Origin of the sequence: Propioniciclava soli, from assembly GCF_014858005.1 — a bacterium.
Taxonomy (GTDB): domain Bacteria; phylum Actinomycetota; class Actinomycetes; order Propionibacteriales; family Propionibacteriaceae; genus Propioniciclava; species Propioniciclava soli.
Window position 1 is genome coordinate 216396 of sequence record NZ_JACYOT010000007.1, and the last position, 25494, is coordinate 241889.

General features: G+C 70.6%; 18 protein-coding genes. 12 read left to right on the top strand and 6 right to left on the bottom strand.

Annotation, left to right across the window (positions count from 1 at the left end; genetic code table 11):
- Positions 1 to 41: 41 nt before the first annotated feature.
- From IFY26_RS09815 to IFY26_RS09830, 4 genes are all read right to left on the bottom strand, one after another.
- The gene (locus IFY26_RS09815) at positions 42 to 1301 is read right to left on the bottom strand and encodes a glucose-1-phosphate adenylyltransferase family protein (RefSeq protein ID WP_232548827.1); all 1260 of its coding nucleotides are present in this window, start codon (positions 1299 to 1301) and stop codon (positions 42 to 44) included.
- A gap of 59 nt (positions 1302 to 1360) precedes the next feature.
- Complete coding sequence (locus tag IFY26_RS09820) at positions 1361 to 2248, bottom strand: NAD(P)H-hydrate dehydratase (protein WP_232548828.1); 888 nt, start codon at positions 2246 to 2248, stop codon at positions 1361 to 1363.
- The gene (locus tag IFY26_RS09825) at positions 2248 to 3042 is read right to left on the bottom strand and encodes a histidine phosphatase family protein (RefSeq protein ID WP_232548829.1); all 795 of its coding nucleotides are present in this window, start codon (positions 3040 to 3042) and stop codon (positions 2248 to 2250) included. The genes IFY26_RS09820 and IFY26_RS09825 overlap by 1 nt, the downstream gene beginning before the upstream one ends.
- A 91-nt stretch (positions 3043 to 3133) precedes the next feature.
- Positions 3134 to 3739: a TMEM175 family protein gene (locus tag IFY26_RS09830; RefSeq protein ID WP_232548830.1), complete on the bottom strand. Its 606-nt coding sequence runs from the start codon at positions 3737 to 3739 to the stop codon at positions 3134 to 3136.
- Positions 3740 to 3957: 218 nt separating this feature from the next.
- Here IFY26_RS09830 and IFY26_RS09835 point away from each other — a divergent pair, with 218 nt between their 5' ends.
- Positions 3958 to 4185 (top strand): hypothetical protein, encoded by a 228-nt coding sequence (locus tag IFY26_RS09835; protein WP_232548831.1) that lies wholly within the window; start codon positions 3958 to 3960, stop codon positions 4183 to 4185.
- A 15-nt stretch (positions 4186 to 4200) separates the two neighbouring features.
- Here IFY26_RS09835 and IFY26_RS09840 read toward each other — a convergent pair whose 3' ends face one another.
- A complete protein-coding gene (locus IFY26_RS09840; RefSeq protein ID WP_232548832.1) occupies positions 4201 to 4524 on the bottom strand; it encodes a hypothetical protein in 324 nt (107 codons plus the stop codon).
- Between the two features lie 294 nt (positions 4525 to 4818).
- On the opposite strand from IFY26_RS09840, the gene IFY26_RS09845 reads away from it, so the two are divergent.
- Genes IFY26_RS09845 through IFY26_RS09860 form a run of 4 tightly spaced genes read left to right on the top strand, consistent with a single transcriptional unit; the run spans position 4819 to position 9755 of the window.
- Positions 4819 to 5787 carry an aldo/keto reductase gene (locus IFY26_RS09845; RefSeq protein WP_232548833.1) on the top strand — a complete coding sequence of 323 codons (969 nt, stop codon included), beginning with the start codon at positions 4819 to 4821 and terminating at the stop codon, positions 5785 to 5787.
- Positions 5784 to 6485, top strand: coding sequence for a ThuA domain-containing protein (locus IFY26_RS09850; RefSeq protein ID WP_232548834.1), 702 nt, complete (start codon positions 5784 to 5786; stop codon positions 6483 to 6485). Before IFY26_RS09845 ends, IFY26_RS09850 begins: the two co-directional genes overlap by 4 nt.
- A gap of 58 nt (positions 6486 to 6543) precedes the next feature.
- Positions 6544 to 7266, top strand: a complete 723-nt coding sequence (locus tag IFY26_RS09855; RefSeq protein ID WP_232548835.1) for a beta-phosphoglucomutase family hydrolase — start codon at positions 6544 to 6546, stop codon at positions 7264 to 7266.
- The gene (locus IFY26_RS09860; RefSeq protein ID WP_232548836.1) at positions 7263 to 9755 is read left to right on the top strand and encodes a glycoside hydrolase family 65 protein; all 2493 of its coding nucleotides are present in this window, start codon (positions 7263 to 7265) and stop codon (positions 9753 to 9755) included. Before IFY26_RS09855 ends, IFY26_RS09860 begins: the two co-directional genes overlap by 4 nt.
- 795 nt (positions 9756 to 10550) lie before the next feature.
- Here IFY26_RS09860 and IFY26_RS09865 read toward each other — a convergent pair.
- Complete coding sequence (locus IFY26_RS09865; RefSeq protein ID WP_232548837.1) at positions 10551 to 12026, bottom strand: sugar transferase; 1476 nt, start codon at positions 12024 to 12026, stop codon at positions 10551 to 10553.
- A gap of 325 nt (positions 12027 to 12351) precedes the next feature.
- Here IFY26_RS09865 and IFY26_RS09870 point away from each other — a divergent pair, with 325 nt between their 5' ends.
- The 7 genes from IFY26_RS09870 to IFY26_RS09900 all read left to right on the top strand — a co-directional run.
- Positions 12352 to 12573: a DUF1972 domain-containing protein gene (locus IFY26_RS09870; protein WP_269779364.1), complete on the top strand. Its 222-nt coding sequence runs from the start codon at positions 12352 to 12354 to the stop codon at positions 12571 to 12573.
- A 429-nt stretch (positions 12574 to 13002) separates the two neighbouring features.
- Positions 13003 to 13449: an FAD synthase family protein gene (locus IFY26_RS09875; protein WP_232548838.1), complete on the top strand. Its 447-nt coding sequence runs from the start codon at positions 13003 to 13005 to the stop codon at positions 13447 to 13449.
- Positions 13450 to 13454: 5 nt separating this feature from the next.
- Entirely contained in the window at positions 13455 to 14633 is a 1179-nt protein-coding gene (locus IFY26_RS09880) for a DUF1972 domain-containing protein (RefSeq protein WP_232548839.1), read from the top strand.
- A 33-nt stretch (positions 14634 to 14666) separates the two neighbouring features.
- Positions 14667 to 16811, top strand: coding sequence for a glycosyltransferase (locus tag IFY26_RS09885; protein WP_232548840.1), 2145 nt, complete (start codon positions 14667 to 14669; stop codon positions 16809 to 16811).
- A complete protein-coding gene (locus IFY26_RS09890) occupies positions 16808 to 17566 on the top strand; it encodes a CDP-alcohol phosphatidyltransferase family protein (RefSeq protein ID WP_232548841.1) in 759 nt (252 codons plus the stop codon). The genes IFY26_RS09885 and IFY26_RS09890 overlap by 4 nt, the downstream gene beginning before the upstream one ends.
- Positions 17567 to 17692: 126 nt before the next feature.
- Entirely contained in the window at positions 17693 to 19633 is a 1941-nt protein-coding gene (locus IFY26_RS09895) for a DUF1565 domain-containing protein (protein WP_232548842.1), read from the top strand.
- Positions 19634 to 19782: 149 nt separating this feature from the next.
- Positions 19783 to 25494: PKD domain-containing protein (locus IFY26_RS09900; RefSeq protein WP_232548843.1), on the top strand; the 5712-nt coding region annotated here is incomplete at its 3' end.

Sequence of the window (25494 nt, forward strand, 5' to 3'; positions counted from 1 at the left end):
CGCCCGCGGGGACGGCGCGGGGCGCGCGGGGCGGGGGTCGGTCAGACGCTCGAACCCGGTTCGAGCCGGGCGCCGGCGTCCACGACCGATCCGCCGGAGATGCGGCTGTCGCGCCCGACCAGCGCGATGTCGGCGTCGCGGACGCGGGTGGCCGCCGGGGTGGCGCCGACCTGGGCGCCGCGTCCGACCCAGGTGGACTCGTCCAGGATGGCGGTGCGGACGTGGGCGTCCCCGCAGACGCGGACGTGGGCACCGAGAATGCTGTCCCGCACCACCGCCCCCGCCTCGATGACGACGCCCGGGCCGAGCACCGAGCGCACCACCTCGCCGCGCACGACGCAGCCCGGCGACAGCAGGCTGTCGGTGACGTCGCCCTCCGCGCGGACCATCGCGGGCGGCAGCTCCGGCCAGCGCGAGCCGATGGGGTAGCCGGGGTCGTCGAAGACGTCGACCCGCCCGGCCAGCACGTCGCGGTGGGCCTGGTAGTACTCCTCGGGGCGGCCGAGGTCGCGCCAGTAGTGGCCGATCGGGTGCGCGAACGTCTTGCCGCGGGCGACCAGGGCCGGCACCAGGTGCTCGCCGAAGTCACCCAGCCGCGAGCCCTCGTCGTCGCACCCCTCGTCCGCGGCCTCGTCGTTGTCGTGCGCATGGGCCAGCTCGTGCCGCAGCCGGGTCAGCTCGCTGAGGAGCACCTCGGGGTCGTAGACGAAGATCTCGGTGGCGACGGTGCGCCCCTCGGGCTCGTCGGGCTTGTAGTCGAACCCCGTGACGCGGCGGTCGTCGCCGACCTGGACGACGGCCTTGGTGGAGGCCTGGGTCGCGGTCGCCTGCGCGGTGACGATGGTGCACTCGGCACCGCGTTGGAGGTGGTCCGCGATGACGTCCGCGAGGTCGAGCCGGAAGACGTGGTCGGCGCTCATCACGATCACGACGTCGGCCTCGAAGTCGCGGATCTGGCCGGCGACCTGGACGAGATTGTCGGCATTGCCGCTCGCGAAGCCCGATTCGCTGCTCGCCCGGCCCTGCTCGGGCACGAGCCGACGGTAGCCGCCGCGGGTGCGGTCGAGGTTCCAGGGCCGGCCGTGGCCGATGTGGTCGTCGAGCGTCGAGGCCAGGTAGGCCACCGAGACCCACACGTCGGCGATTTCCGCGTTGGCGAAGCTCGACAGGGCGAAGTCGATGAGCTTGTACGAACCGGCGAAGGCCAAGGCAGGCTTGGCGCGCTCCCGGGTCAGCACGTCCATCCGGCTGCCGCTGCCGCCCGCCTGCACGATGCCGAGTACCCGTCCGAAGCCACGCATGGGTTCCAGATTAGGCGGTTGCCCCTCACGGGGACGCCCCGCCGCCCGGACGCCGCCGCTCAGCCCCGCAGCTCCAGCAGCGCCTGGGGGATCTCCCCGGGGAGCTCGCTGGCCAGGTAACCGGTGGCCCCGTAGCGGGAGGCGAGGCGTCCGCCGACGGTGCCGTGCAGGTAGGACGCCCACACGGTCGCCTGCGCCGGGTCGGCACCCCGGGCGCACAGGCCGAGGATGGTGCCGGACTTCACGTCGCCCGAGCCGCTCACACCCAGGCCGGCGTTGCCCTCGTCGGTGCGCCACAGGCGGCCGTCGGGGGTGCCGATCCACGTGCTGCTCGACCCCGAGGTCACCACCGCGCCCGTCTTCTCCGCCAGGCGGAGCACGGCGGCGGCGGGGGCGTCCTCCACCTCGTCGGGGTCGTCGCCGAGGGTCAGGGCCAACTCGTTCAGGTTGGGCGACAGCACCAATGAGCCGAACCGGCCACCACGGGAGAGATCCTCGGTCAGCCAGGCCAGGGCGAGGGCGTCCAGCACCACGATCTCGGGCAGGTGGTCGGCGATGGCCTCGACCAACGCGGGTGCGCCGCGGGCGTCCAGCATGCCGGGGCCGACGAGCGCGGCGTCCACCTTCTCCGCGCAGGTCTCCACCGCGGCAGCGGCCGCGGGCGTCAGGTCACCCTGCGGGGAATGCGGCGCCCCGCGCACCAGCGACTCCGGCATGGCCACCGCCAACGCGACGGCGACGGGCTCGGGCACCACGAGCTGCACCTTGCCGGCACCCGCGCGCATGGCCGCGCGCGCCGACAGGAGCGCACCGCCCGGGTTCGGCACACTGCCGCCCACCACGAGGGCGCGGCCGCGGGAGTTCTTGTTGTCCGCTCCGTGCGGCAGCGGCCAGTCGCGCAGGACGGCGGGCGTGACGACGGTGGCGGACCCGGCGATGTCGGGCATCAGGACGCCCCGGCGGCGCGGTCGGGGGCGTCGGCGTCCGGCTCGCGGGCCGCGCCCTCCTCGTGCGTGACGTCCGCACCACCCTCCTCGACGGCGGAGGTGTCGTCCCGCGTCACCAGGGTGAGCGCACCGTCGGTCAGCACGTAGCGGGTCATCGAACAGTTCGCGATCGGCTCCTCCTTCTGCAGCGCGACCACGCGGGCGGCGTCCAGCCCCTCGATCACGTAGCGGAACGCCATGATCACGGCCTCATGGCTGAACAGCCACACCCGCTCGCCGGGGTAGCGGGCCTGCAGCTCGAGCAGCAGGCTGCGGATGCGCAGGACGACGTCGGCCCAGCTCTCGCCACCCGGCGGGCGGTAGTAGAACTTGCCGACGCGGTCGCGCCGGTCGGACTCCTCGGGGTGGTCGGCCTTGATGCCGTACCAGGTGATGCCGTCAAAGATGCCCAGCTCGCGCTCGCGCAGCCGCTCGTCGAGCAGGACGTCGATCGGGTGCTGCGCGAGGGCGCGCTCGGCGGTGGAGCGCGCGCGGCGGTAGGGGGAGCTGACGACGACCGTGGGGCGCTCGTCCTCCGGGAGGGACGCGACCCGCTCACCGAGGGCGTCCGCCTGGGCCTCACCCTCCTCGGAGAGGGCGATGTCCTCGTCGCTGTCGGTGACGTCGAGGCGGTGGGCCTTGGCGGCGATCGCGGCGCGGTCGGCGACGTTGCCGAGGCTCTCGCCATGACGGACCAGGACCAGCTCGACGGGGCCGTGGGCCGTGCCCTCGCTGGCGACCGTTTCGGGGCTCATGGGGGTTCCTTTCGGTGTCAGTGCTTGCCAGCACAGCCTAGGCATGGCGCGCCCCGGGCGGGTGTGTTCCGCGCGTCCCGGGGGGTTCGGATCAGGTGGCCGCGGGTTCCGGCGCGTCCTCGGGGGACGCGGCGGCCGCGAGAGACGCGTCGCGCCGGGCTGCCGCCCGCCGGGACAGGCGTTCGACCACGGGGCTCAGGAAGAGCACGAAGAGGGCGAAGTAGTTGATCTGCGGGGCGATCATCGCGATGACGAAGGCCAGTCCGAACAGCGCCGCGACGGCCGCGTTGGCCGAGACCCTGGCCCGGGGCAGCGGGTGGCCCGGCTCCTGGATCTCGGGGTGGGCGTGGACGTGCGCGACCAGCAGTGTGAGGACGACGGCGCTGACCGTCATGGTGCCGATGTAGAGCCCGATGACCGAACGTGTGCTCGGCAGGCTGTAGACCATCGCGCTGGGCAGTTGGAGGAAGCAGATCGTGAACATCCAGGCGAAGTTCAGCCCGACGAGGCGCCGGGTGTAGGCGCGCACGTGCTCGAACAATCGGTGGTGCTCGGCCCAGAACGACGCCACGACGCCGAAGCTGACGGCGAACCCGATCAGCTGGGGCAAGCCCCCCTCCAGCCACTCGCCGCCGGTCATGTGCTCGGCGGCCGCCTCCGGAATGGACTCCAGGAGGGGCAACACGAGCAGCGTCATCGCAATCGCGACGACCGCGTCTTGAAGAACTTGATGCGCTCGGCGCTGAAGAGCTCGGGGGTCCCGGAAGCGGTGGGGGCGGTGGCGTCGTCCATGGCCGGCAATCTAAGTCAGGAGGAGGGGGTCGGCCCAGAGCTGTCCACCGCCGTTCACGTCACCCCTTGTCAGGGGGTGCGGCGATTCGCCATGCTGGAGCTCCACCTGCGGAGGAGGCGGCCATGACCGGACGTGACAGCGAGGCATGGGCCGACGGGCCCGCCACGGACCAGGAACTCGGGATGGGCGGCGACACAGCGCCGGCCGCTCGCCGAACGGATGCGGATCTGCCCGACCCCCTGGTGGGTGATGAGGACGTCACCGCCGCGGATCAGGACGACGCCGAGGACGGCCTCATCGACGACGAGACCGGTCACGGCGACGGAGGCCCGCTCGGCAAAGAGGTCTGAGGGCTCCCCAGCGCCTCAGACGTCGCGGCGGAACTCCGCCGTGCGCGTCTGGGCGGTGTCGGCCAGCGGAGCGGTGTCCGCGTGGCTGTCGGGAACCGCGTCGCGCCCGAAGCCGGCGTCGTCGACGCGGGCATTGTGATCGGCGTGCGCGAAGCGCTCCAAGTACTCCGGCTGGCGGCGCACGAACGCGGCGCGCTCCCCGGTCGGCGCCTCACCGCCCGGCAGGTCGGCGTCCTCGCCGAGGCGGACGGTTTCGATCGTGAGATGACGGGCCTCCGGGGACAGCCCGGCCCACCAGGCTGCGTCGTCGTCGTGGCCGGGTTCGTACGCGGTGCTCATGCCGGCCAGTCTAGGACCGCGAGAACCCGCCGGGGGGCGCCGTCACCCTCCGGTACCCGGGGTGGGCGACGAAAACATGACACTCGATTGCACGACGGTCGGCCGCTGAGCGTGCCCGTGCGCACGCACATGAATCGAGTGTCACGTTTTCGTCGCGGCAGCCCCGGTCCTCCGCCGAGGCCCCGGCGCGGCGAAGAGGCATCCCAGCCGAGATGGCCCTGATCCCCGCCGGTCCCGCCGCCAACCCAGGCCGGGGGACTAGGGTCGATGGGGAAACCGACGAGAGGATGCACGATGCAGTACACCCAACTCGGCCGCACAGGGCTCAAGGTCTCCCGGCTCGTTCTCGGCACCATGAACTTCGGCCCGCACACCGAGGAGTCCGACGCCCACGCCATCATGGACGCCGCGCTCGACGCGGGGATCACCTTCTTCGACACCGCCAACGTCTACGGCGGCGCGGAGCGCCGGGGCTGGACGGAGGAGATCATCGGCCGCTGGTTCGCCGCCTCGGGCCGACGCGACGAGATCGTGCTCGCCACCAAGGTGTACGGAGAGATGACCGCGCGACCCAACGAGTCCAAGCTCTCGGCGTTCAACATCCGCCGCGCCGTCGACGCCTCGCTGAAGCGGCTGCAGACCGACCACATCGACCTCTACCAAATGCACCACGTCGACCGGAACACGCCGTGGGACGAGATCTGGCAGGCCATGGACACCCTGGTCGCCCAGGGCAAGATCACCTACGTCGGCTCGTCGAACTTCGCGGGCTGGCACATCGCCGCCGCCTCCGAGGCGGCCCGCGCCCGGCACGGCCTCGGGTTGGTCAGCGAGCAGTCGCTGTACAACCTGACGGCCCGCACCATCGAGCTCGAGGTGCTCCCGGCGGCGCGCCACTACGGCCTGGGCGTCATCCCCTGGTCGCCGCTCGGTGGGGGCCTGCTCGGTGGCGTCCTCAAGAAGGCCGCCGAGGGCCGCCGCAGCGCCGAGCGGATGGCGAAGGAGGTGGAGGAGAAGCGTGAGCAGCTCCAGCGCTGGGAGGACTTCTGCGACGACCGTGGCCAGCAGCCCGGTGACGTGGCCCTCGCGTGGCTGCTCCACCAGGACGGGGTGACCGGCCCCATCGTCGGCCCGCGCACGATGGAGCAGCTCGAGGGCAACCTCCGTTCGCTCGACATCGAGCTGGACGACGACGCCCTGGCCGAGCTCGACGACATCTTCCCCGGGCCGGGTGGCGCCGCTCCGGAGGCCTACGCGTGGTGACCGCCCGCCGGGCCGTCGTGGTCAGCGGCTCGGGCCGGTACGCCGACCCCTGGCACCCCTTCGGCAAGACCTCGGCGGCGCTCGCCGAGATCGCCCGCGAGCTGGGGTGGGAGGCCGAGGTCCGGCCGAGCGAGCCGGCGTCCCTGCTCGACCTCGGCGGTGTCGACGTCGTGGTGGTGAACTCCGGCGGCGGCGATCCGGACGCCCCACCCGCGCCCGACGCCGCGTGGGCGCAGGCCCATGCGGCGCTGGGCCGGTTCGTCTCCGCCGGCGGCGGGCTGCTGGGCGTCCACACCGCGGCCAACACCTTTTCCGACTGGCCGGCGTGGCCGTCGGTGCTGGGCGGGCGCTGGGTGCGCGGGGAGTCGTGGCACCCGGAGCGGTCGCTCGCCACATTCGAGGCGGTTCCCGGCACGGCCAACCACCCCCTCCTGGCGGGCATCGACCCGCCGGTGGGGCTGCCCGCGCTGACGGACACCCCCTGCATCACCTGCTTCGACGAGCGCTACAGCCGGCTGACGCTGGCGGCGGCGTCCGAACCGGTGCTGCGGCACGAGTTGGGGGAGGCGTACGAGACGTGCGCCTGGACGCTCGGCCGCGTGGTGTACGACGGGCTCGGCCACGACGCCCGCTCCTATGAGTCCGCCGCGCGACGCCGGTTCGTCGCCAACGCGCTGCAGTTCGTCGCCGCCCGGTGAGGGTGCGTCGCCCGGCGGAGGGACAGGGGGCGGGCGTCACCCCCATTAGGCTGGAGCCATGGACTGGGAAGACTGGAACGCAGCCCTCTTCGATCTGGACGGGGTGCTGACCCCGACCACCGATCTGCACCGGCGCGCGTGGGGCGAGATGTTCACCGCCTTCGGTGAGCGGCACGGCCTCGCGGAGCCGTACACCGAGGACGACTACTACGCCCACGTCGACGGCAAGCCGCGCTTCGACGGGGTGCGGGCGTTTCTCGCCTCCCGGGGCGTCCGGCTGGCCGAGGGCGGCGTGGACGACGGGCCGGAGGCCCAGACCGTCCACGGCTTGGGCAACGCCAAGCAGGAACTCTTCAACGACCTGCTCACCTCCGGTGGCATGGATCCCTACCCCGGCACCCTCGACCTGCTCGACGACCTGGCGGCGCGCGGGGTCGCGCGGGCCGTCGTGTCGTCTTCGCGCAATGCCACGGCGGTGCTCGCCGCGGCGGGGCTCTCCGACCGGTTCGCGTTCGTCGTCGACGGCAACGTCGCGGCCGAGCGAGGCCTGCCCGGCAAGCCCGATCCGGCCACCTTCCTCGCCGCCGCCACGCAGCTGGACATCCCGGTCGCCCGGTGCGTCGTGCTGGAGGACGCCCTCGCCGGCGTCGCGGCGGGCCGTGCCGGCGGGTTCGGGCTCGTGATCGGCGTCGACCGCGGCGCCGGGGCGGACGCCCTGCGTGGCGCCGGGGCCGACATCACCGTCAGCGACCTCACGCAGTTGCTGGAGGATCGACGTTGACCCGTCACCCCGCCGGCCCCGACCCGCTCGACCGGCTCCGCTTCCCTGCCGACCCCTGGCGCCTCGTGGAGCGGGAGTACCGCTCCGACCACGATCACCTCGGCTGGTCCGAGACCGTGTTCGCCGTCGCGAACGGCTACCTCGGCATGCGCGGTACGCCCGTCGAGGGCCGGGACGCCCACACCCACGGCACGTTCGTCAACGGCTTCCACGAGACCTGGCCGATCCGTCACGCCGAGAACGCCTTCGGCTTCGCGCGCACCGGCCAGACGATCGTCAACGTGCCGGACTCGACCGTGATGAAGCTCTACGTCGACGACGAGCCGCTCGTGCTGTCGACCGCGGAGTTGGAGCAGTACGAGCGGGCGCTGGACTTCCGCGACGGCGTCCTGCGCCGCTCCATCGTCTGGCGGACGCCGGCCGGCAAGCGGGTCCAGATCACGGCCGAGCGCATGATCTCGATGACCGACCGTCACCTCGCGCTGATGGTGCTCGAGGTCACGCTGCTCGACGGCGACGCCCCGGTGGTGATCAGCTCCCAGGTGCTGAACCGGCAGGGTGGGCGCACGGAGATGGACCCCACCGGGCAGGGGGCCATGAGCGACCCGCGCCGCTCCAGTGGCAACGGCCGCGTGCTGCACAGCGAGAACCACTGGCACAGCGAGCGCCGGATGCTGCTGGGGTTCCGCACCAAGAACTCGCAGATGACGCTGTCCGTCGGGGCCGACCACACGATCGACACCGACAACGAGTACGAGGCGCTCATGGCCACCGAGCCCGACGTGGGCAAGCGTGTCTACCGGGTGGACGCCAAGGCCGGCCAGACCATCCGGGTCACCAAGGCCGTGGCCTATCACACGTCGCGCGTGGCCCCCGTCCGGGAGCTCTTCGACCGCTGCCGCCGGACGCTGGACCGCGTGCGTGAGCGATCGGCGTCCGCCTACTTCGAGAGCCAGCGCGCCTGGTTCGACGAATTCTGGACCTACGCCGACATCGAGCTGCCCGGGCAGCCGGCTGAGCAGCAGGCCGTGCGGTGGAGCCTGTTCCAGCTCGCGCAGGCGGCCGCGCGCACCGACCAGTTGGGCATTGCGGCCAAGGGGCTCACCGGTGACGGGTACGAGGGGCACTCCTTCTGGGACACCGACATCTACGTCGTCCCGTTCCTCGCCTACACCCATCCGCGGCTGGCCCGCAACGCCCTGCGCTTCCGCATCGGCCTGCTCCCCGCGGCGCGACGCCGTGCGCGGGAGCTGAACCAGCGCGGGGCCCTCTTCCCGTGGCGGACGATCAACGGCGAGGAGGCGTCCGCCTACTACGCGGCCGGCACCGCGCAGTACCACATCGACGCCGACGTGGCGCACGCCCTCCTCACCTACGCCCGCGCCAGCGGTGATGTCGAATTCCTGCACGGAGACGGGGTCGAGGTGTTGGTCGAGACGGCCCGCATGTGGGCCGACCTCGGGTTCTGGCGTGAGAGCGACGAGGGGCGCTGGTTCCACATCCACGGCGTCACGGGCCCCGACGAGTACACGACGGTCGTCGACAACAACCTGTTCACCAACGTCATGGCCCGGGCGAACCTGCGCGAGGCGGCGTCCGTCGTGCACCAGCTCGCCGAGGACGACCCGGACGCCCACGCCCGCCTGTGCGGGCGGCTGGGCCTCGGATCTCACGAGGTGGCGGAGTGGGAGGCGTGCGCCGAGCGCATGGTGATTCCCTTCGAGGCGCGTCAGGGGATCCACCCCCAGGACGAGCACTTCCTGAGCCGGGAGTTGTGGGACGTGCCCAACACCCCGGACGACAAGCTGCCGCTGCTGCTGCACTTCCACCCGCTCGTCATCTACCGGTTCCAGGTGCTGAAGCAGGCCGACGTGGTGCTTGCGCTGTTCCTGCAGGGCGACCAATTCTCCGCAGCGGAGAAGAAGGCCGACTTCGACTACTACGACCCGATCACCACAGGCGACTCGTCGCTCTCGGCCGCCGTGCAGGCGATCATGGCGGCCGAGGTCGGGTACCCCGACCTCGCGCTGCGGTACTTCTGGTCGAGCCTGTACGTCGACCTGGCCGATCTGCACGCCAACGCCGTCGACGGCGTCCACATCGCCGCGGCGGGCGGCACCTGGGCCGCGTTGGTGCACGGCTTCGCCGGCATGCGCGACCACGGCGGACGCCTCACCTTCGACCCGCGTCTGCCGGGGGAGTGGGAGGGGCTGCGCTTCAGCCTGCGGCTCCGGGGGCAACGGCTCGGGGTCGACCTGGCGCCGGACGCCATCACCTTCGACGTGACCGGTGACGCGCCGGTTCCGCTCGCGGTGCGCGGGGTGGCCCACGTCGTCGAGCCCGGGACGCCCCTGCGCGTGGCGTTGGCCGACCAGGGCCCCGTCCGCCGGGCACCGTCCGAGGTCGGCCCCGGCGTCCGCGCCGACGGGTCGACCATCGTGGCCAACGTGCCCACCGTGCCCGCCGACGAACCGGTCGTGCACGCCTGAGCGCTGCGGGGGGCCCTCGCTGTCGGCAACCCATGCACACGCATGGGTTGTCGACGGCACAGCGCAGATCTGCGTCGACAACCCGTGCACAAGCCCGGGTTGTCGACGCTGCGGCGCCCGGTCCGCCGTCGAGGTGCGATCACCGAAGCGGCTCCACAGCAACTGGAACGTTGTCGACAACGTTTGACAGCAATCGCTGCGACGGCCGACTTTGTTGCCTGGGTGAACACTCGCACGTCGACGCACCACTCCCGTGCCGTCACGAGAGAAAGCCGAAGTTCGCCGTAGAACTACATGCTGGGTTTGCTCGAGACTCGCAGCCCTGGCCACAGGGTTCCGCGTCGATGACACAAGCGGATTCGTCCGGTGCCATGGCGCGTCGACAACCCAGGCACATGTGGCCCTTGTCGTCGCCCAGGGGTGTGAACGTGTCGAGTACCCATGCACATGTCGGACTTGTCGACGCCGGCGGGCGCTGGGTGCCCGTCCGGAGCTGGCCGCCTCCCTACCGCATCTGGCGCCACCCCATCCCAGCCCGACGACCCTGCCGGTGCAACGCTGGGGTCGTCGGTTCCGGACAGGGAGGTGACCGGTCCGGCAGGGAGGTGACCGGTCCGGCAGGGAGGTGGCCACTCCGGCAGGGAGGCAACCACTCCGGCAGGGAGGCAGAGATCGCCGGCGGGGGTGGGGCGTCGCGGCTCTTGCCAGGTCAGCTTTGGGCGATGGCTGCAGCCCCACAACGCACCACGCCCCGGCCGAACCGAAGTTCGACCGGGGCGGGCCCTTTGGGAGGGCTCAGTATGCGCCGCTGGAGCCAAGGACGGCCTTGGCGGTGCGGGCCATGATGGTCACGTCCTGCATGAAGCACCAGTTGTCGACGTAGTAGAGGTCGAGGCGCACCGTCTCCTCCCACGACAGGTTGGAGCGGCCGGAGACCTGCCACAGGCCGGTCAGCCCGGGCCGCACGTCGAGGCGGCGGCTCGTGTCCTGGTCGTAGCGGGCCACCTCGGTGGGCAGCGCGGGGCGGGGGCCTACGAGGCTCATGTCGCCGCGCAGGACGTTCCAGAACTGCGGCACCTCGTCGATGGAGAAGCGGCGGATGAACGAGCCCACCTTGGTGATGCGGGGATCCTTGGCCATCTTGAACAGGACGCCCGCGCCCTGGTTCTGCTTCATGAGCTCAGCCTTGCGCGCTTCGGCGTCCACGACCATCGAGCGGATCTTGAGGCAGTTGAACAGCTCGCCGTTGCGTCCCACGCGCACCTGGCTGAAGAGCACTGGGCCCCCGTCTTCGATCTTGACCGCCAGGGCGACCAGCGCCAGGATCGGCGACGCAAGCAGCAGGAACAGGGCGGAACCGACCACGTCGAAGAGGCGCTTGACCCACCGGCCGGCCTGCTGGGCCTGCGGGCGGTCGATCATGACCAGCGGCAGCCCGGCGATCGGACGCGGCGTGATGCGCTCGGCGCTGATGTCGGTCATGGCCGGGACGACCATCATCTCGACATCCATCTGCTCGAGCTGCCACGCGGTGCGCCGGAAGCTGTTGCTGCCCTCGGGGAAGGCGCCCTCGGTGAACACGACGCCGTACATGTCGGTGCCGCGCACGATGTTGGCCACATCGTCGACGCGGCCCAGGACGGGCAGGCCGGCCGGGGTCTCGTCGACCGCGTCCGCCGTCAGCGCGCCCACGACGCGGTAGCCGAGCCAGCGCTCGCGGCGCAGGACGTTGGCGATCTCGTCCACGGACGTCGGCGAGCCGGCCACGATGATCGGCGACTGCAGCATGCCGCGGCGTCGCACGTTGTTCATCACCTGCCGGCGCAGGAAACGTCCGAGCAACAGCAGGGGAACGCCCACGATGAACAGCAGCAGGAAGAAACCGCGCGCGAAATCATTCTGCGTGAGGTAGCAGAAGGTGCCGATCACACCGAAGAGCAGCGCGCTGGCGCTGATGACGCGGCGGTACTCATCGGTGCCCGACTGCAGCAGCTGCAGGCCGTAGGAGCCCATGACCCACAGGGCGACGAGCCAACCGGCGGCGATGCTGGCGTAGTGCCAACCGGTGACCTCGCCGCTCACGGTGTGGATGTACAGGTCCATCCCGAAACGGCCGACAGCGGCCAGCGTCACGGAGATGGCGATGATGATGAGATCGATGGCTGCGAGCGCGGACTTGCGAAGTGCCTTGCTCGGCCACAGCAGGCGGGCGTCGAGCTGCCGCAGCCAGCGTGACTGGGCCGACCTTCCCCGAACTGATGCGGTCGTCATGAAATTGGATTCCCCCCCAAAGTTGAGAACTGCCCCCCAGCAACTCTCCGCGAGCGATTGTTTCACGCACCCACTGGGGGAGCAAACTGTTTCCACCAGTTGGGCAGGGCGCGGCAACACGTGGCAACCGGGCCTGGATCTGTGGGACGGCGCCCGTCGGATTGACGGACGGTCCCGTCCGACAGCCAGCTTGGCTCGTCCCGCGCCACGGCGGAAGACCTCAGGCGGGTGACCGACGTCGCCGCCCGCTGAATCCCCCTGCGAGGCACGCCGCGCGTGCGAGAAGTGATGAATGTGAAGGAGCCCTCCCCGTAAGCACATCGGCCTGATCGGCACCCGCGGCGTCCCGGCCCGGTACGGCGGTTTCGAGACGGCGATCGAGGAGGTTGGCTCACGCTTGGCGGACTCCGGGCACCGGGTGACCGTGTTCCGCCGTCACGGCGACCCCGCCCAACGCGAGCGCAAGGGCATGGAGCCCGCGTGTCGGGCCGGATGGGGATCGACGCCTCCGATGCGCCGGCGGTGGGGGCGGCCGCAAAGACATTGAATTGCTGGCCTGGGGGTGCCGGGGCGTGGCCAGCGGGCACCCCCCGGCCGAATTGCTCGACGTGGCCGACGCCGTGACAGGGACCGCGGCCGAGGCCGGCCTGGGGACCGAGCTGGGCCGCTGATCCTGGCCGGTTGGGCAACAAGGTTGCCAGAAGGTGTCCATCAGGTGTCGCCCGCGTGGGTGACTTGACGACAACCCTCCTCCGAAAGGGGGGTATGCCACCCCCTCTTGCGGCCAGATCTGATTGACGCAGATAGCTTCCGCGAGGGAGACTTCCCCCTGAGCGTCTCCATGATGGAGTTGCCACCGAGGGAAACGACAGAGGGACGCTTGCGCTTCGTCCTGACCACAACACCTGGCCCGGTACCTCCTCGGTTCGCCAGCCCCGAGGGTTGGCGCGCTTGATGAAAGGGAGTTGTGAGGATCGTGACGACCGTCCGCCGCTGGGAGGCGCCGCGGCCCGGTGTCGTGGGCTATGTTCCCGGCGCCTGGGACATGTTCCACATCGGCCACCTCAACATCCTGCGCCGGGCGCGCGAGTACTGCGACACCCTCGTCGTCGGCGTCACCGACGATCACGCGCTCCTCACCGGCAAGGGTCGCGCGCCGATCATCCCCGAGCACGAGCGGCTGGAGATCGTCACGGCGCTGAGCATCGTCGATCACGCGATCCTCGACCATTCCTTCGACAAACGGGACGCCTGGCGTGCCGTCCACTTCGACGTCCTGTTCAAGGGCGACGATTGGCGAGGCACCGTCAAGGGCCGTCAGCTCGAAGAGCAGATGGCCGAGGTGGGCGCGCGCGTCCATTACTTCCCGTACACGGTCCACACGTCGTCGACGCACCTGCGCCGGGCCATCGGGGCGCTGTGACCGCGATGCACATCGGACTCATCGGCACCCGAGGCGTCCCCGCCCGCTACGGCGGCTTCGAGACAGCCATCGAGGAGGTCGGCACGCGGCTCGCCGACGCCGGCCACCGCGTGACCGTGTTCTGCCGCGGCGCGGAGGAGAAGGTCCCCTCCTACCGCGGCATGGAGCTCGTGCACCTGCCGGCTCTGCCCAAGCGCAGCCTGGAGACCCTGAGCCACACGGCGCTCTCGGTGCTGCACCGATCCCTGTGCGGCATGGACGCCGCCATCGTGTTCAACTCGGCCAACGCCCCATTCCTGCCGGTGCTGCGCGCCCGTCGCATCCCGGTGGCCACACACGTCGACGGCCTCGAGTGGCGCCGCGCCAAGTGGGGGCCTGCCGGGCGCCGCTACTACCGGATGGCCGAAAGCCTCGCGGTGCGCTGGTCGGACGCCCTCATCGCGGACGCCCAGGGCATCGCCGACTACTACACCCACGAGTTCGCCGCCCCCACCCGGCTGATCGCCTACGGGGCGCCGATCCTCGCCCATTCGGCGCCCGAGCTGCTGGAGCCTCTGGGTCTGGAGCCGCAGGGTTACCACCTGGTGGTGGCTCGCTTCGAGCCGGAGAATCATGTGCTCGAGATCGTGAAGGGCTACGTCGCCAGCTCGGCCACCAGGCCGCTGGTCGTGGTGGGCAGTGCCCCCTACGCGGACGCCTACATCCAGGCCGTTCGCGAGGCCGTGGACGACCGCGTGCGGCTGCTCGGCAGCATGTGGGATCAGGACCTGCTCGACGCCCTGTACGCCAACGCGCTCACCTACCTGCACGGCCACTCGGTCGGGGGCACCAACCCCTCCCTGCTGCGCGCCGCCGGAGCCGGGGCGCCCGTGTGCGCCTACGACGTCGGCTTCAACCGCGAGGTGGTCGCCGAGCACGGCCGCTACTTCGTCGACCCCGCCGGCGTCGCCCGCTGCGTGGAGGACGCCGAGGGCGCCCCCTGCGTGGCGAGCGAGCGCGGCTCCGCGCTGCGCGAGGACATTCGCCGCTACGACTGGGACACGGTCGCGGGCGGCTACGAGGCGCTCTGCGCCGACCTCGCCGCCGGCCGTTGCGCCGTGCGGCGTCCCTCGGGACGCCGCCTGACGCGCGGTGCCGCGTTGGGCACGGCCCTACCCGCGACGTCGTTGAGCGCAGCCCGCTGAGCCGTGGGTTCCGTTCCGTGAGGATGAGGCATCGTGCGTGACCCCCAGGGGAGTGCAGCTGGCACCCAGGCGCCCGGCGGCCCTGGATGCGCCGCGATCATCGTCGTCAATTACGGGTCGAGCGGCCTGATCGCAGCGAACCTGACCACGGAAGCCGCCGCGGCGAGCGGGTGCCTGGTCGTGGTGACCGACAACTTCTCCTCCGTGCCTGAACGTGACGCCATCGCGCGCCTCTGTGCCGACCGGGGCTGGCACCTAGTGGCGCGCGACGGCAACGACGGTTTCGGGGCCGGTGTCAACCGCGGCGTCGAGGCGGCCATCGCCCTCGGCGCGTCCACGTTCGTCGCCCTGAACCCGGACGCCGTGGCGTCCGGCGAGGTGCTGGCCGAACTCGTGCGCCAGGTGGCGGACGATCCGAACGTGCTCGTGGCGCCGCGCATCGTCAGCTCCGGAGGGGGGTCCTTCTTCCGCGGCGCGCAGGTGAGCCTGCGTACGGGGAGGATCCGCACCGACTGGTCCGAGCGCGACGACGACCCCGAATGGCGCAACTGGCTGACGGGGGCGTGCCTGGTCTACAGCCGGCGCGTCCACGAGGCTCTGGGCGGCATGGCGGAGGACTACTTCCTCTACTGGGAGGACGTCGACTTCAGCCGCCGCGCGGCCGACGCCGGCTTTAGTCTGGTGCTGCGCTCCGACCTCGAGGTCGTGCACGACGAGGGCGGCACCCACGGCGTCCAGCCGAGCCGCGCCAAGTCGCCGCTGTACTACTTCTACAACACGCGTAACCGGCTGCTGTTCGGTGCGCGCGTCGCGCCGGCCGCCCGCCTGACGTTCCTGGCGGCCACCCCGGCCGAGTCTCGGCGCATCTTCCTGCGCGGGGGGCGCCGCCAGCTCCTCACCCAGCCAGCCGGGCTCGCCTCCGCCCTGCGCGGGAGCGCTGCGGGTGTCGCCGCGGTGGTGCGCGCGCGCCAGCGGCCGCGCCCGGGTCAGGCCCGGACCGCGCCCGCGCGCGCGGTGCGGCGTCCGGTCCTGGTGGCGCACCCGAGCCCCGACCTGTACGGCTCGGACCGCGTATTGCTCGAATCGGTGACGGGCTACATCGAGGGGGGCGACCGCGTCGTGGTGGCGCTGCCGGCGCACGGTCCGCTGGGGCCCGAGCTGGAGGCCCGGGGAGCGGAGGTGGTCCTCTGCCCGGCCCCCGTGCTGCGGAAGAGCGCCCTCAGCCCCCGCGGCATGCTGACCCTGATCACCGAGACGGCAAGCGCGCTGCCGCGCGCGATCCGGCTGATGCGCCGGGTCGACCCCGACCACGTGTTCGTGAACACGATCACGAACTTCGTGTGGCTGGCCGCCGCGAAGGCGTCCGGGCGGCACCTGGTCTGCCACGTGCACGAGGCGGAGCGGTCGGCGCGCACGCTGGTCCGGAAGGGGCTGTACGCCCCGCTCCTGCTGGCCGACCACCTCATCGTCAACAGCCGCTTCGCGCTCGACGTGCTCACCGACACCTGGCCCGTACTCGGGGCGCGCGCCGACATCGTCTCCAACGGCGTCCCGGGCCCGCTGGTGGCGACCGACCCGCGCCCGGAGCTGGACGAGACGCGCGTGCTCTTCGTCGGACGCCTGTCCCCCCGGAAGGGTCCGCAGGTGGCCGTACGGGCGCTCGAACGACTGCGCAGCGACGGACGCCGCGTCCACCTGGCCCTGCTCGGCGCGGTGTTTCCCGGCTATGAGTGGTTCGAGCGCGAACTCCACGAGGAGATCGCGCGGCGCGGGCTCACCGACCACGTCAGCTTCCTCGGCTTCCACCCCGAGATCTGGCCGCACCTCGCCGCGGCGGACATCATCTGCGTCCCCTCGACCGTCGACGAGCCGTTCGGCAACACCGCGGTAGAGGCCATGCTGGCCCAGCGGCCGCTGGTCGTCTCCGACACCAGTGGCCTGAGGGAGGCCGCCGCGGGGTACGCCAGCGCCCGCCGCGTCCGCCCCGATGACGACGCGGAGCTCGCCGCCGCGATCGCCGACTTGACCGACCACTGGGCCGAGGTCGTCACGCATGTCGGCGAGGACCTCGATCTCGCCTGGTCCCGCCATGCCCCCGCGGTATACCGGAGCACGCTGATCGAGACCATCCGCACCAGGCGGGCACCAGCCCGCGAAGGAAGAGAAACCACGTCATGAGCCAGACCCGCACCCCCCTCATCGAGCGGACCGCGCCGTGGGGTGAGATCCGGAGGGCGCTCATCCGCGTCCAGAAGAGCAACCGGAACGCCCCCGCCTACTCGCGGTGGGTCAACCGGCCGTTGGGTCGGGTCTTCGCGGCGACCTGCTACCGCTGGGGGCTTACCCCCAACCACGTCACCGCGATCAGCGCCGCGTTCACGTTCACGGGCATCGCACTGATCGCGACCGGCGAGCCGTCCTGGTGGCGGGGCATCCTCATCACGGTGTTGCTCGTCCTCGGCTACGCGCTGGACTCCTCCGACGGACAGGTGGCCCGCCTCCAGGGCGGGGGACGCCTCGTGGGCGAGTGGCTGGACCACGTGGTGGATTCCGTCAAGACCGGGAGCATCCACCTGGCGGTCCTCGTGATGTGGTTCCTGAACCTCGGTGACTGGTCGCTGGCCTCCACGTTCGTGCCGATCGTCTTCGCCCTGCAGGCGACCGTGTGGTTCTTCGCGATCATCCTGACCGACCTGCTGATGCGCAACGCCGGCGCCAAGCAGCAGAAGCTGGCGGTGGATGAGGGCAAGCCCTCCACGCTGAACAGCCTGCTCGGAATCCCTGTTGACTACGGGTTCCTCTGCCTCACGTTCGTGCTGCTGGGCTGGTTCGACGGCTGGCGGTGGCTGTACGCCCTGCTCGCGGCGGCGAACGTCGCGATCCTGCTGCTACAGAGCGTGCGATGGTACCGGCGGGTCTCCGCCGCCGGCTGAAGAGGGTTGTTGCCAAAAAGATACTGAAAGATTCTCACTTTTCCCTTAGGAACGATTACTGTACTGCCCGTGTCGCCCCTAAGGGGGACACGAGCCACTCGCAACCACGCTCCTGAGGAATCCTTCATGTCTGTTTCCCCCTCCGGCCTTCGCCGGGTCCTGCAGGCCGGCGCCGCTGCCGTCCTGGCGGGCGCCGTCGTCGCCGGGTTGGCCACGCCGCAGGCGCAGGCCGCCCCAATGCCCTCCTCGGCCAAGCTGCCGACCTCCATCGCGACCACACCGGCCTCCAATTACACCGTCCCGGCGGGCGCCTTGTTCGTGTCGCCCAGCGGCTCCAACACCAATGCCGGCAGTTCGTCCGCCCCGTTCAAGACGCTGGGTGGGGCCTTGGCGAAGGTCAAGGCCGGACAGACGGTCGTCATGCGCGGGGGCGTCTACCGCGAGGGGGCGAGCGGTTACGCCACGGGCGGCACGAAGTACAACTTGCGGCTGTCGGGAGTGACCATCCAGTCCTACCCGGGCGAGCAGGTCTGGCTCGACGGCACCGAGGTCGCCACGGGCTGGTCTGCGGGATCGGGCCGCTGGTCGCTGGGCTGGGAGACCCCCGAGCTCTGTGCGGGCGCGTACTACACGCGCAACTACGCCACCCCGGCCTCGAACGGTCCCTGCGCCTACCCCGACGCCATCGGAAACCGCTCCTCGCTGGGCAACCCCCACATGCTCTTCCGCGACGGGGTAGAGCTCAAGGAGGTCAGCTCCCTCGCTCAGGTCGGCTCGGACACCTTCTTCTACGACTGGTCCGCCCGCCGGGTGCACATCGGCTTCGATCCGGCCGGCCGAACCGTCGAGATCACGCGCCAGGCACAGGCCCTGGCCCTGTTCGAGCCAACCAACGTCGCGATCAAGGGCATCGGCGTCCGGCGCTACGCGAGCAACCAGTACGCCAACGCCACCCAGGGCGCGCTGCTCCTCAACGGTGGTCGCGGCGTCCTGCTCGAGAACGTCTCCGTCCTCAACAACGCGGGAGTCGGCCTCCTGAGCTGGGGGACGCGGGATCTCACCCTTCGGCGCGCCGTTGTCTCCTCCAACGGGTCGAATGGTTTTAACTTCGCGGGGTCCCAGCCGAAGCTGGCTACCAACGGCAGTCTTCGTGACGACGTCACCGTCGAGTACAGCCGGTTCGACCGCAACAATGCGGACTCCTACGGCGTCGACTGCCAGTACAGCTGCGCCGCAGCGGGTGTGAAGATGACAGGCGTGATCGGCGGACACGTGCGCTGGTCGACCTTCAACTACAACGGCGGAATGCGGGCGTCCGGGTTGTGGTGTGACCTCGCCTGCACCGACTTCAAGGTCTACGGCAGCAAGATGATCGGGAATGCCCGCCACGGCCTCGCCTACGAGGTGAGCGACCGAGGCACCATCGCCTCCAACATCATGGCGAACAACGGTTGGGGTGCGAACGTCAACGGCGGTGGTTACGGGATCCTCGTCGGTTCGGCCAACACCCAGGTCTGGAACAACACCGTCGCAAACAACAAGATGGGCGTCTTTCTCTACGATGACCCGCGATCGCTGGGGGTCAACTATGGCCCAGACAGCAGCCGCGTGGGTCCCGCCTCGACCAACATTGACTTCGTGAACAACATCGTGACCAGTAATGCCTGGGACACGACCATGCTCTTGTTCGTCGCTGGGGGCCGTAGCGACATCGCCGGTAACACCACTGGCGAGCAGGCCATCGATTTGCTCGCCAGCAATTCCTACGCCAAGCCGTCTTCGGTCCGGTTCGCCTACTGGCGCACCTGGGCGGACAAGCCGGCCACGCTGTATTGGAACACGGCAGAACTGCAGGCGGCCAAGGGGAGCAACCGTGAGTCCGGCAGCAACATCATCGACAACGTGGTGAACCCTTACCTCGTGAACACAGACATCGGCGACTACACGCTCAAGGCCGGAAGCGCTCCTGTGAAGTCGGGAAGGCCGCTTCCCTCCGACGTTGCCACGTTGATCGGCCTCCCGACCGGAGTAGTCGTGGACCGGGGGGTGCTCACGCTGGGCGCCTGACAAGCGCCATTGGTGCCCACGGGGGGCTACACTGAGAAGTCCCCCCCGTGGGCGACTCCGTTAAGGGCTGTGACGTGTGAAGATGAGCTACATCCTCGGGGGGAGGATCCGCCGCATCCCACCGCGGCCATCGTGAAGGGTCCCCGCTAGTGTCTGTTGGTCGCCTTGCTCGCTCCGCGTGCGCGCTCACGCTTTCCATCCTCCTGGTCGTCGGCTTCCTCGCCGGCATCGTGCCTTCGGCCCAGGCAGCCACCAGCGGGCCGCCCCCCGTGGTCGACAACCCCAGCAACGCCGTCACCGGCGACGCCCTGCCCACCGCCCAGATCAATGGTGTCGCGTGGGATCAGGCCATCGTCGGCACTACGGTCTACGTCGCCGGCCAGTTCACCAGCGCCCGCCCCGCGGGCGCCGCCGCCGGGACGGGCGAGTCCCCCCGCCAGAACCTCATGTCCTACAACCTCACCACGGGGGTGATGACGAGTTGGGCACCCCAGGTCAACGGGCGGATCCGGGTCGTCACGGCTTCCCCTGACGGCTCGCGCATCTACATCGGTGGCAGCTTCTCCCAAGTCAACGGACAGCCCCGCTCCCGCGTGGCCGCCTTCAACACCTCTGACGGTTCGCTCGTGGCAACGTTCGCCCCCAGCGCCGGCTCGGACGTCTTCGGCATCACCGCCACCAACTCCGCTGTCTACATGGGCGGGTGGTTCACGACGATGAACGGCGTCGCGCGCACGCGCCTGGCCGCGGTCTCCGCCAGCAACGGTGCCCTGCTCGCTTGGGCCCCCACGGCTGACTTCACCGTTTATGGCCTCGGCCTGACCGCCGCTCAGGACCGGGTGGTCGTCTCGGGCTCGTTCTCCAACCTCAACGGTGAGCCCGCCACGTCACTCGGATCCCTGGACGCCGTCACCGGCACGTCCTACCCGTTCGCCGCCAACCAAGTGGTCCACAACGTCGGCAACACCGCCAGCATGATCGCGTTGAAGGTGGTCGACGACAAGGCGTACTCCTCGGGCTACTGGTACGGAGGCACAGGCAACTTTGAGGGGGGCCTGATCATGGATCCCTACAACGGGACCATCCTGAACATGGCCAATTGCCTGGGTGACACCTACGATATCGCGCCCATGAACGGCCTCTACTACATGGTCAGCCACCACCACCAGTGCACCGACTCTGGCGGCTTCCCCGAGTTCACCCCCCGGATCTGGCAGGCCACGGACGCGTTCACGATCGAGCCCACCGGCACCGTCCAGCCCAACACCTATGGCTACCCCAACTTCGCCGGCCACCCGTCCGGCTCGTCGGTCAATTGGTTCCCGACGATGGTGCCGGGTGGCGCCTCCGGTGCGCAGCAGGCAGGCTGGACCGTGGAGTCGCAGGGCAACTACCTGGCCGTCGGCGGCGAGTTCATCAGGGTGAACAACCAGAATCAGCAGGGACTGGTCCGCTTCGGCACCCGCACTGTGGTCGCCAAGCCGAGTCTCGGCCCGGCGGCGAACTTCAACGAGACGGCGCCGCGCCTGGACGCCCTCTCGGCCACCTCGGTCCGCGTTCGGTTCCAGTCCGATTTCGATCGCGACGGCAGGACGCTGACCTACAAGGTCATCCGCTCCGACCTCGGTGCCAACGCCCCCGTCTTCACGACCACGGGTGAATCCAGCTTCTGGGATCGCCCTTGGCTCCAGTTCATTGACACCGGCCTCGTGGCTGGGCGCCAGTACTCCTACCGCGTCGTGGCGACGGACGCCGACGGCAACACCCGGACGGGAGGCGCCACCCTCATCACCGCCGGGTCCGACGTCCCCGACGCCAGCGCCTACGCCACGCAGGTGGCTGCCGACGGCGCCAGCCACTACTGGCGGCTGCGCGAGCCCGCCGGTTCCTCCTACTCCGTCGACCACGGCACGGCCGGCTCCGACCTCAACCTGCGTGCCGGCGTCACGCTGGGCGGCCCTGGTGCGATTACCGGCTCCCCGGACGCCGCCGCCACGACCAACGGATCCGAAACCGGCTTCGGGGTCTCCTCGACGCTGGAGAGCGCTCCGGACGTGTTCTCGGCCGAGGTGTGGTTCCGTACGACCACCACGTCCGGCGGCAAGATCCTGGGGTTCGGCAACGCCTCCTCGGGGCAGAGCGGCAGCTACGACCGCCACCTCTACATGAACGACGCTGGCCAGTTGACCTTCGGCGTCCACCCCGGGTCGGTGCGCGCGCTCACCTCCCCGAAGGCCTACAACGACGGGGTCTGGCACCACGCCGTGGCCACTCTGAGCCCCAACGGGATGACCCTGCACGTTGACGGGCTCCGGATCGGCGCCGATGCGGGCACCACCAGCGGCCAGCCCTACGCGGGCTACTGGCGCGTGGGCGGTGATTCGCAGGGCGGGTGGCCCAATGCGGGCAGCTCGAACTACTTCGCCGGCGACATCGATGACGCGGCCATCTACCCGACCGCTCTCACGCAGGCGCAGATCCGCGACCACTACACGCGCAGCGGACGTACCGTGGCGGTGCCGCCGCCGCCCGCGGACGCCTACGGCCAGGCCGTCTCCACCGACGAGCCACTGTTCTTCTGGCGCCTGGACGACTCCACGGCCACTGCCGAGGACGCCACGGGCAACGGCGCCACCGGCACCTACCGCAACGGTCCCCTCCAGGGCGTTGCGTCCCCGGTGACCACCGTGGGCCGGGCCAGCGCGTTCGACGGCTCCGACGACCTCGTCTCCAGCAACGTCGCGTATGCCAACCCCACCGTCTTCTCGATTGAGAGCTGGTTCAACACCACCTCGACCCTCGGTGGCAAGGTGATCGGCTTCGGTCGAGCCCAGGATGGCAACTCCGGCAGCTACGACCGCCACGTGTACCTCGACGGCGCGGGCAAGGTGAACTTCGGTACCTACACCGGTCAGACCAACGTGATCCAGTCGGCCGACTCCTACAACGACGGTCAGTGGCACCACATGGTCGCCACGCTCGGGCCGAGCGGGATGGCGCTCTACCTGGACGGTGTTCTGCAGGGCACCAACGCCAGCACGGGCGCAGAGAACTACACCGGCTATTGGCGCGTCGGCGGTGACAACACCTGGGCGGGCAACCCCTACCTCGCCGGCACCATCGATGAGGTCGCAGTCTACGGCACCGTGCTCGACGCCCAGCGCGTCCGCGAGCACTACCAGGCCTCCCCGGCAGCTCGCAACGCCGCCCCGGTGGCCGCCATCGAGTCGTCCTGCTCAGGGCTGAGCTGCGCGCTGACCGCGATCGCCACCGATCCCGACGGCACCATTTCCACGCTGTCCTGGGACTTCGGTGACGGCTCCACCGCCACCGGTTCCCCCGTGACGCACGCCTACGCCGCCGCGGGCACCTACACCATCACGCTGACGGCGACAGACAACGCCGGCGCCACGACCACCGCCACCCGGACGGTCACCGTCCGAGAGCCGCTGCCGGCGCCGACGGACGCCTACGGGGTCCGCGTCATGGCCGACGACCCGCTGCTGTACTGGAGACTCGGTGAGACCTCGGGCGCCGTCGCGCAGGACCAGTCCCGCTACGTCCACCCCGGGTCGTACCAGGAATCCGTGACGCTGGGGCAGCCTGCCGTGGTCGCACCACAGAACTCGTCCGCGTTGTTCTCCGGTGAGGGCCGGGCCGTCTCGCAGGACCGCTTCGCCAGCCCGACGAGCTTCGGCATGGAGGCCTGGTTCAACACGACCAACAGCGGCGCCCGCATCATCGGGTTCGGCAGCGAGCAGTCCGGTCGATCCAATTACTACGACCGCCACGTCTACCTGGACAGCGAAGGTCGCGCGGTCTTCGGCGTGTGGGCGCCCGGCGGGCAGACCATCACCAGCCCGGCGGCGCTCAACGACGGGCGCTGGCACCACGTGGTGGCGGGCATGGACGCCTCCGGCATGTCTTTCTACGTGGACGGTGATCTCGTCGGCACCAACCCGAACAGCAGCGTCGATCCGTACGACGGCTACTGGCGCGTCGGCGCGGACAACATCTGGGACGGCAACGGCGCGGCCAATGCCCTGATTGACGAGGCGGCCGTGTACGCCCAGCCGCTCCCGGCGGCGGCCGTCCGCGACCACTACCGGGCCTCGGCCGGGTTCGTGAACGCCGCCCCCGTTCCCTCCTTCAGCGTCTCCCGCACCGGGCTCGCGGTGGCGGTGGACGGCACCGGGTCCACCGACGACGGCACGATCTCGTCCTACGCCTGGAACTTCGGTGACGGGTCGAGCGCGACCCAGGGTTCGGCGTCCCACACCTACGCGGCGGCGGGCACCTACACGGTCACGCTGACCGTCACCGACGACCTGGGTGACACGGCGACCACGTCGCAGCAGGTGACGGTGCGGGAGCCGCTGCCGGCGCCGACCGACCACTACGCCACCGAGGTGATGAGTGACGCGCCGCTGCTCTACTGGCGTTTGGACGAGACGTCTGGCACCACGGCGTTCGACTCCACCCCCGGCACCCACGACGGCACCTACGTCGGGGACGTGACCCGCCAAGTCGCCTCGCCGCTGGCCGCCGACAACCCGGCTGTGGGCTTCGGCCCGGAGGAGTTCGTCTCCTCGACCGACCGCTTCAACAACCCGACCGTGTTCTCGGTCGAGGCCTGGTTCAGGACGGCCGGGACCGGCGGCCGGATCCTCGGCTTCAGCTCCGATGCCGGCGCCCGCTCGGCCGGCTACGACCGCAGCATCTACGTGGACGAGACCGGCCACGTCGGCTTCGGCACCTGGACCGGATTCGCCAACACGGTGACCTCCCCGAACACCTACAACGACGACGCCTGGCACCACGTGGTGGCCACGCTCGGCCCGACGGGCCGCGTCCTGTACGTCGACGGTGTGGCCGTGGCGTCCAACACCGACCCGAACGCCCAGGATCTGGTGGGCTACTGGAAGGCCGGCTCGGACAACATCTGGAACGGCTCCGGCGCATTCGACGGCGTCCTCGACGAGGTCGCGGTCTACCCGACGGTCCTCTCGCCCGAGCGCGTCGCCGCCCACCGTGCGGCCTCCAGTTCGGTGAACACCCCGCCCGTGGCGTCCTTCACCGACACCGCTGACGGGCTGACCCTCGCCGTCGACGCCTCGGCCTCCACCGATGACACCGCGGTGGCCACCTACGCGTGGAACTTCGGCGACGGCACGACGGGCACGGGCGGGACCGCGACGCACACCTATGCGGCTGCGGGCAGCTACACCGTGACCCTCACCGTCACCGACAACGAGGGCCTGACCGGCACGGCGACCCGCACGGTCTCCGTGGCGGCTCCCAACCAGGCACCCGCCGCGGCCTTCACCACGGTCGTCAACGACCTCGCGGTCACCTTCGACGGGAGCGGCTCGTCCGACCCCGACGGCGCGATCGCGACCTGGGCGTGGGACTTCGGTGACGGAACGACGGGGACGGGCGTCAGCCCGACCCACACGTACGCGACCGCGGGCGTCCGCACCGTCACCCTGACGGTGACCGACCAGGCCGGGGCGACCGCCACGAACACGCAGCAGGTCACCGCCGTGGCCCCCAACGCCGCGCCGACGGCCGCGTTCACGGCCGCTGTCGACGGCGCGAGCGTTTCGCTCGACGGCTCGGCGTCCACGGACGACGGCTCCATCGCCGCTTGGGCCTGGAACTTCGGTGACGGCAACGGCGGCACCGGAAGGACCGTCGCGCACTCCTACGCGGCGGCGGGCACCTACACGGTGGCGCTCACGGTGACCGACGACCGCGGCGCCACCGGCACCACCAGCCAGCAGGTGACGGTCACCGCGCCGCCGGTGCAGACGGCCATCGCTTCGGATGGCTTCGGTCGGAGTGGGTCTGGTTGGGGTAGT

What these genes read in the sequence shown, in the direction of transcription:
- IFY26_RS09815 (WP_232548827.1), bottom strand. Translation starts at nt 1,301, where the DNA reads ATGCGTGGCTTCGGACGGGTACTCGGCATCGTGCAGGCGGGCGGCAGC.
- IFY26_RS09820 (WP_232548828.1), bottom strand. Translation starts at nt 2,248, where the DNA reads ATGCCCGACATCGCCGGGTCCGCCACCGTCGTCACGCCCGCCGTCCTG.
- IFY26_RS09825 (WP_232548829.1), bottom strand. Translation starts at nt 3,042, where the DNA reads ATGAGCCCCGAAACGGTCGCCAGCGAGGGCACGGCCCACGGCCCCGTC.
- IFY26_RS09830 (WP_232548830.1), bottom strand. Translation starts at nt 3,739, where the DNA reads ATGACGCTGCTCGTGTTGCCCCTCCTGGAGTCCATTCCGGAGGCGGCC.
- IFY26_RS09835 (WP_232548831.1), top strand. Translation starts at nt 3,958, where the DNA reads ATGACCGGACGTGACAGCGAGGCATGGGCCGACGGGCCCGCCACGGAC.
- IFY26_RS09840 (WP_232548832.1), bottom strand. Translation starts at nt 4,524, where the DNA reads ATGAGCACCGCGTACGAACCCGGCCACGACGACGACGCAGCCTGGTGG.
- IFY26_RS09845 (WP_232548833.1), top strand. Translation starts at nt 4,819, where the DNA reads ATGCAGTACACCCAACTCGGCCGCACAGGGCTCAAGGTCTCCCGGCTC.
- IFY26_RS09855 (WP_232548835.1), top strand. Translation starts at nt 6,544, where the DNA reads ATGGACTGGGAAGACTGGAACGCAGCCCTCTTCGATCTGGACGGGGTG.
- IFY26_RS09865 (WP_232548837.1), bottom strand. Translation starts at nt 12,026, where the DNA reads ATGACGACCGCATCAGTTCGGGGAAGGTCGGCCCAGTCACGCTGGCTG.
- IFY26_RS09880 (WP_232548839.1), top strand. Translation starts at nt 13,455, where the DNA reads ATGCACATCGGACTCATCGGCACCCGAGGCGTCCCCGCCCGCTACGGC.
- IFY26_RS09890 (WP_232548841.1), top strand. Translation starts at nt 16,808, where the DNA reads ATGAGCCAGACCCGCACCCCCCTCATCGAGCGGACCGCGCCGTGGGGT.
- IFY26_RS09895 (WP_232548842.1), top strand. Translation starts at nt 17,693, where the DNA reads ATGTCTGTTTCCCCCTCCGGCCTTCGCCGGGTCCTGCAGGCCGGCGCC.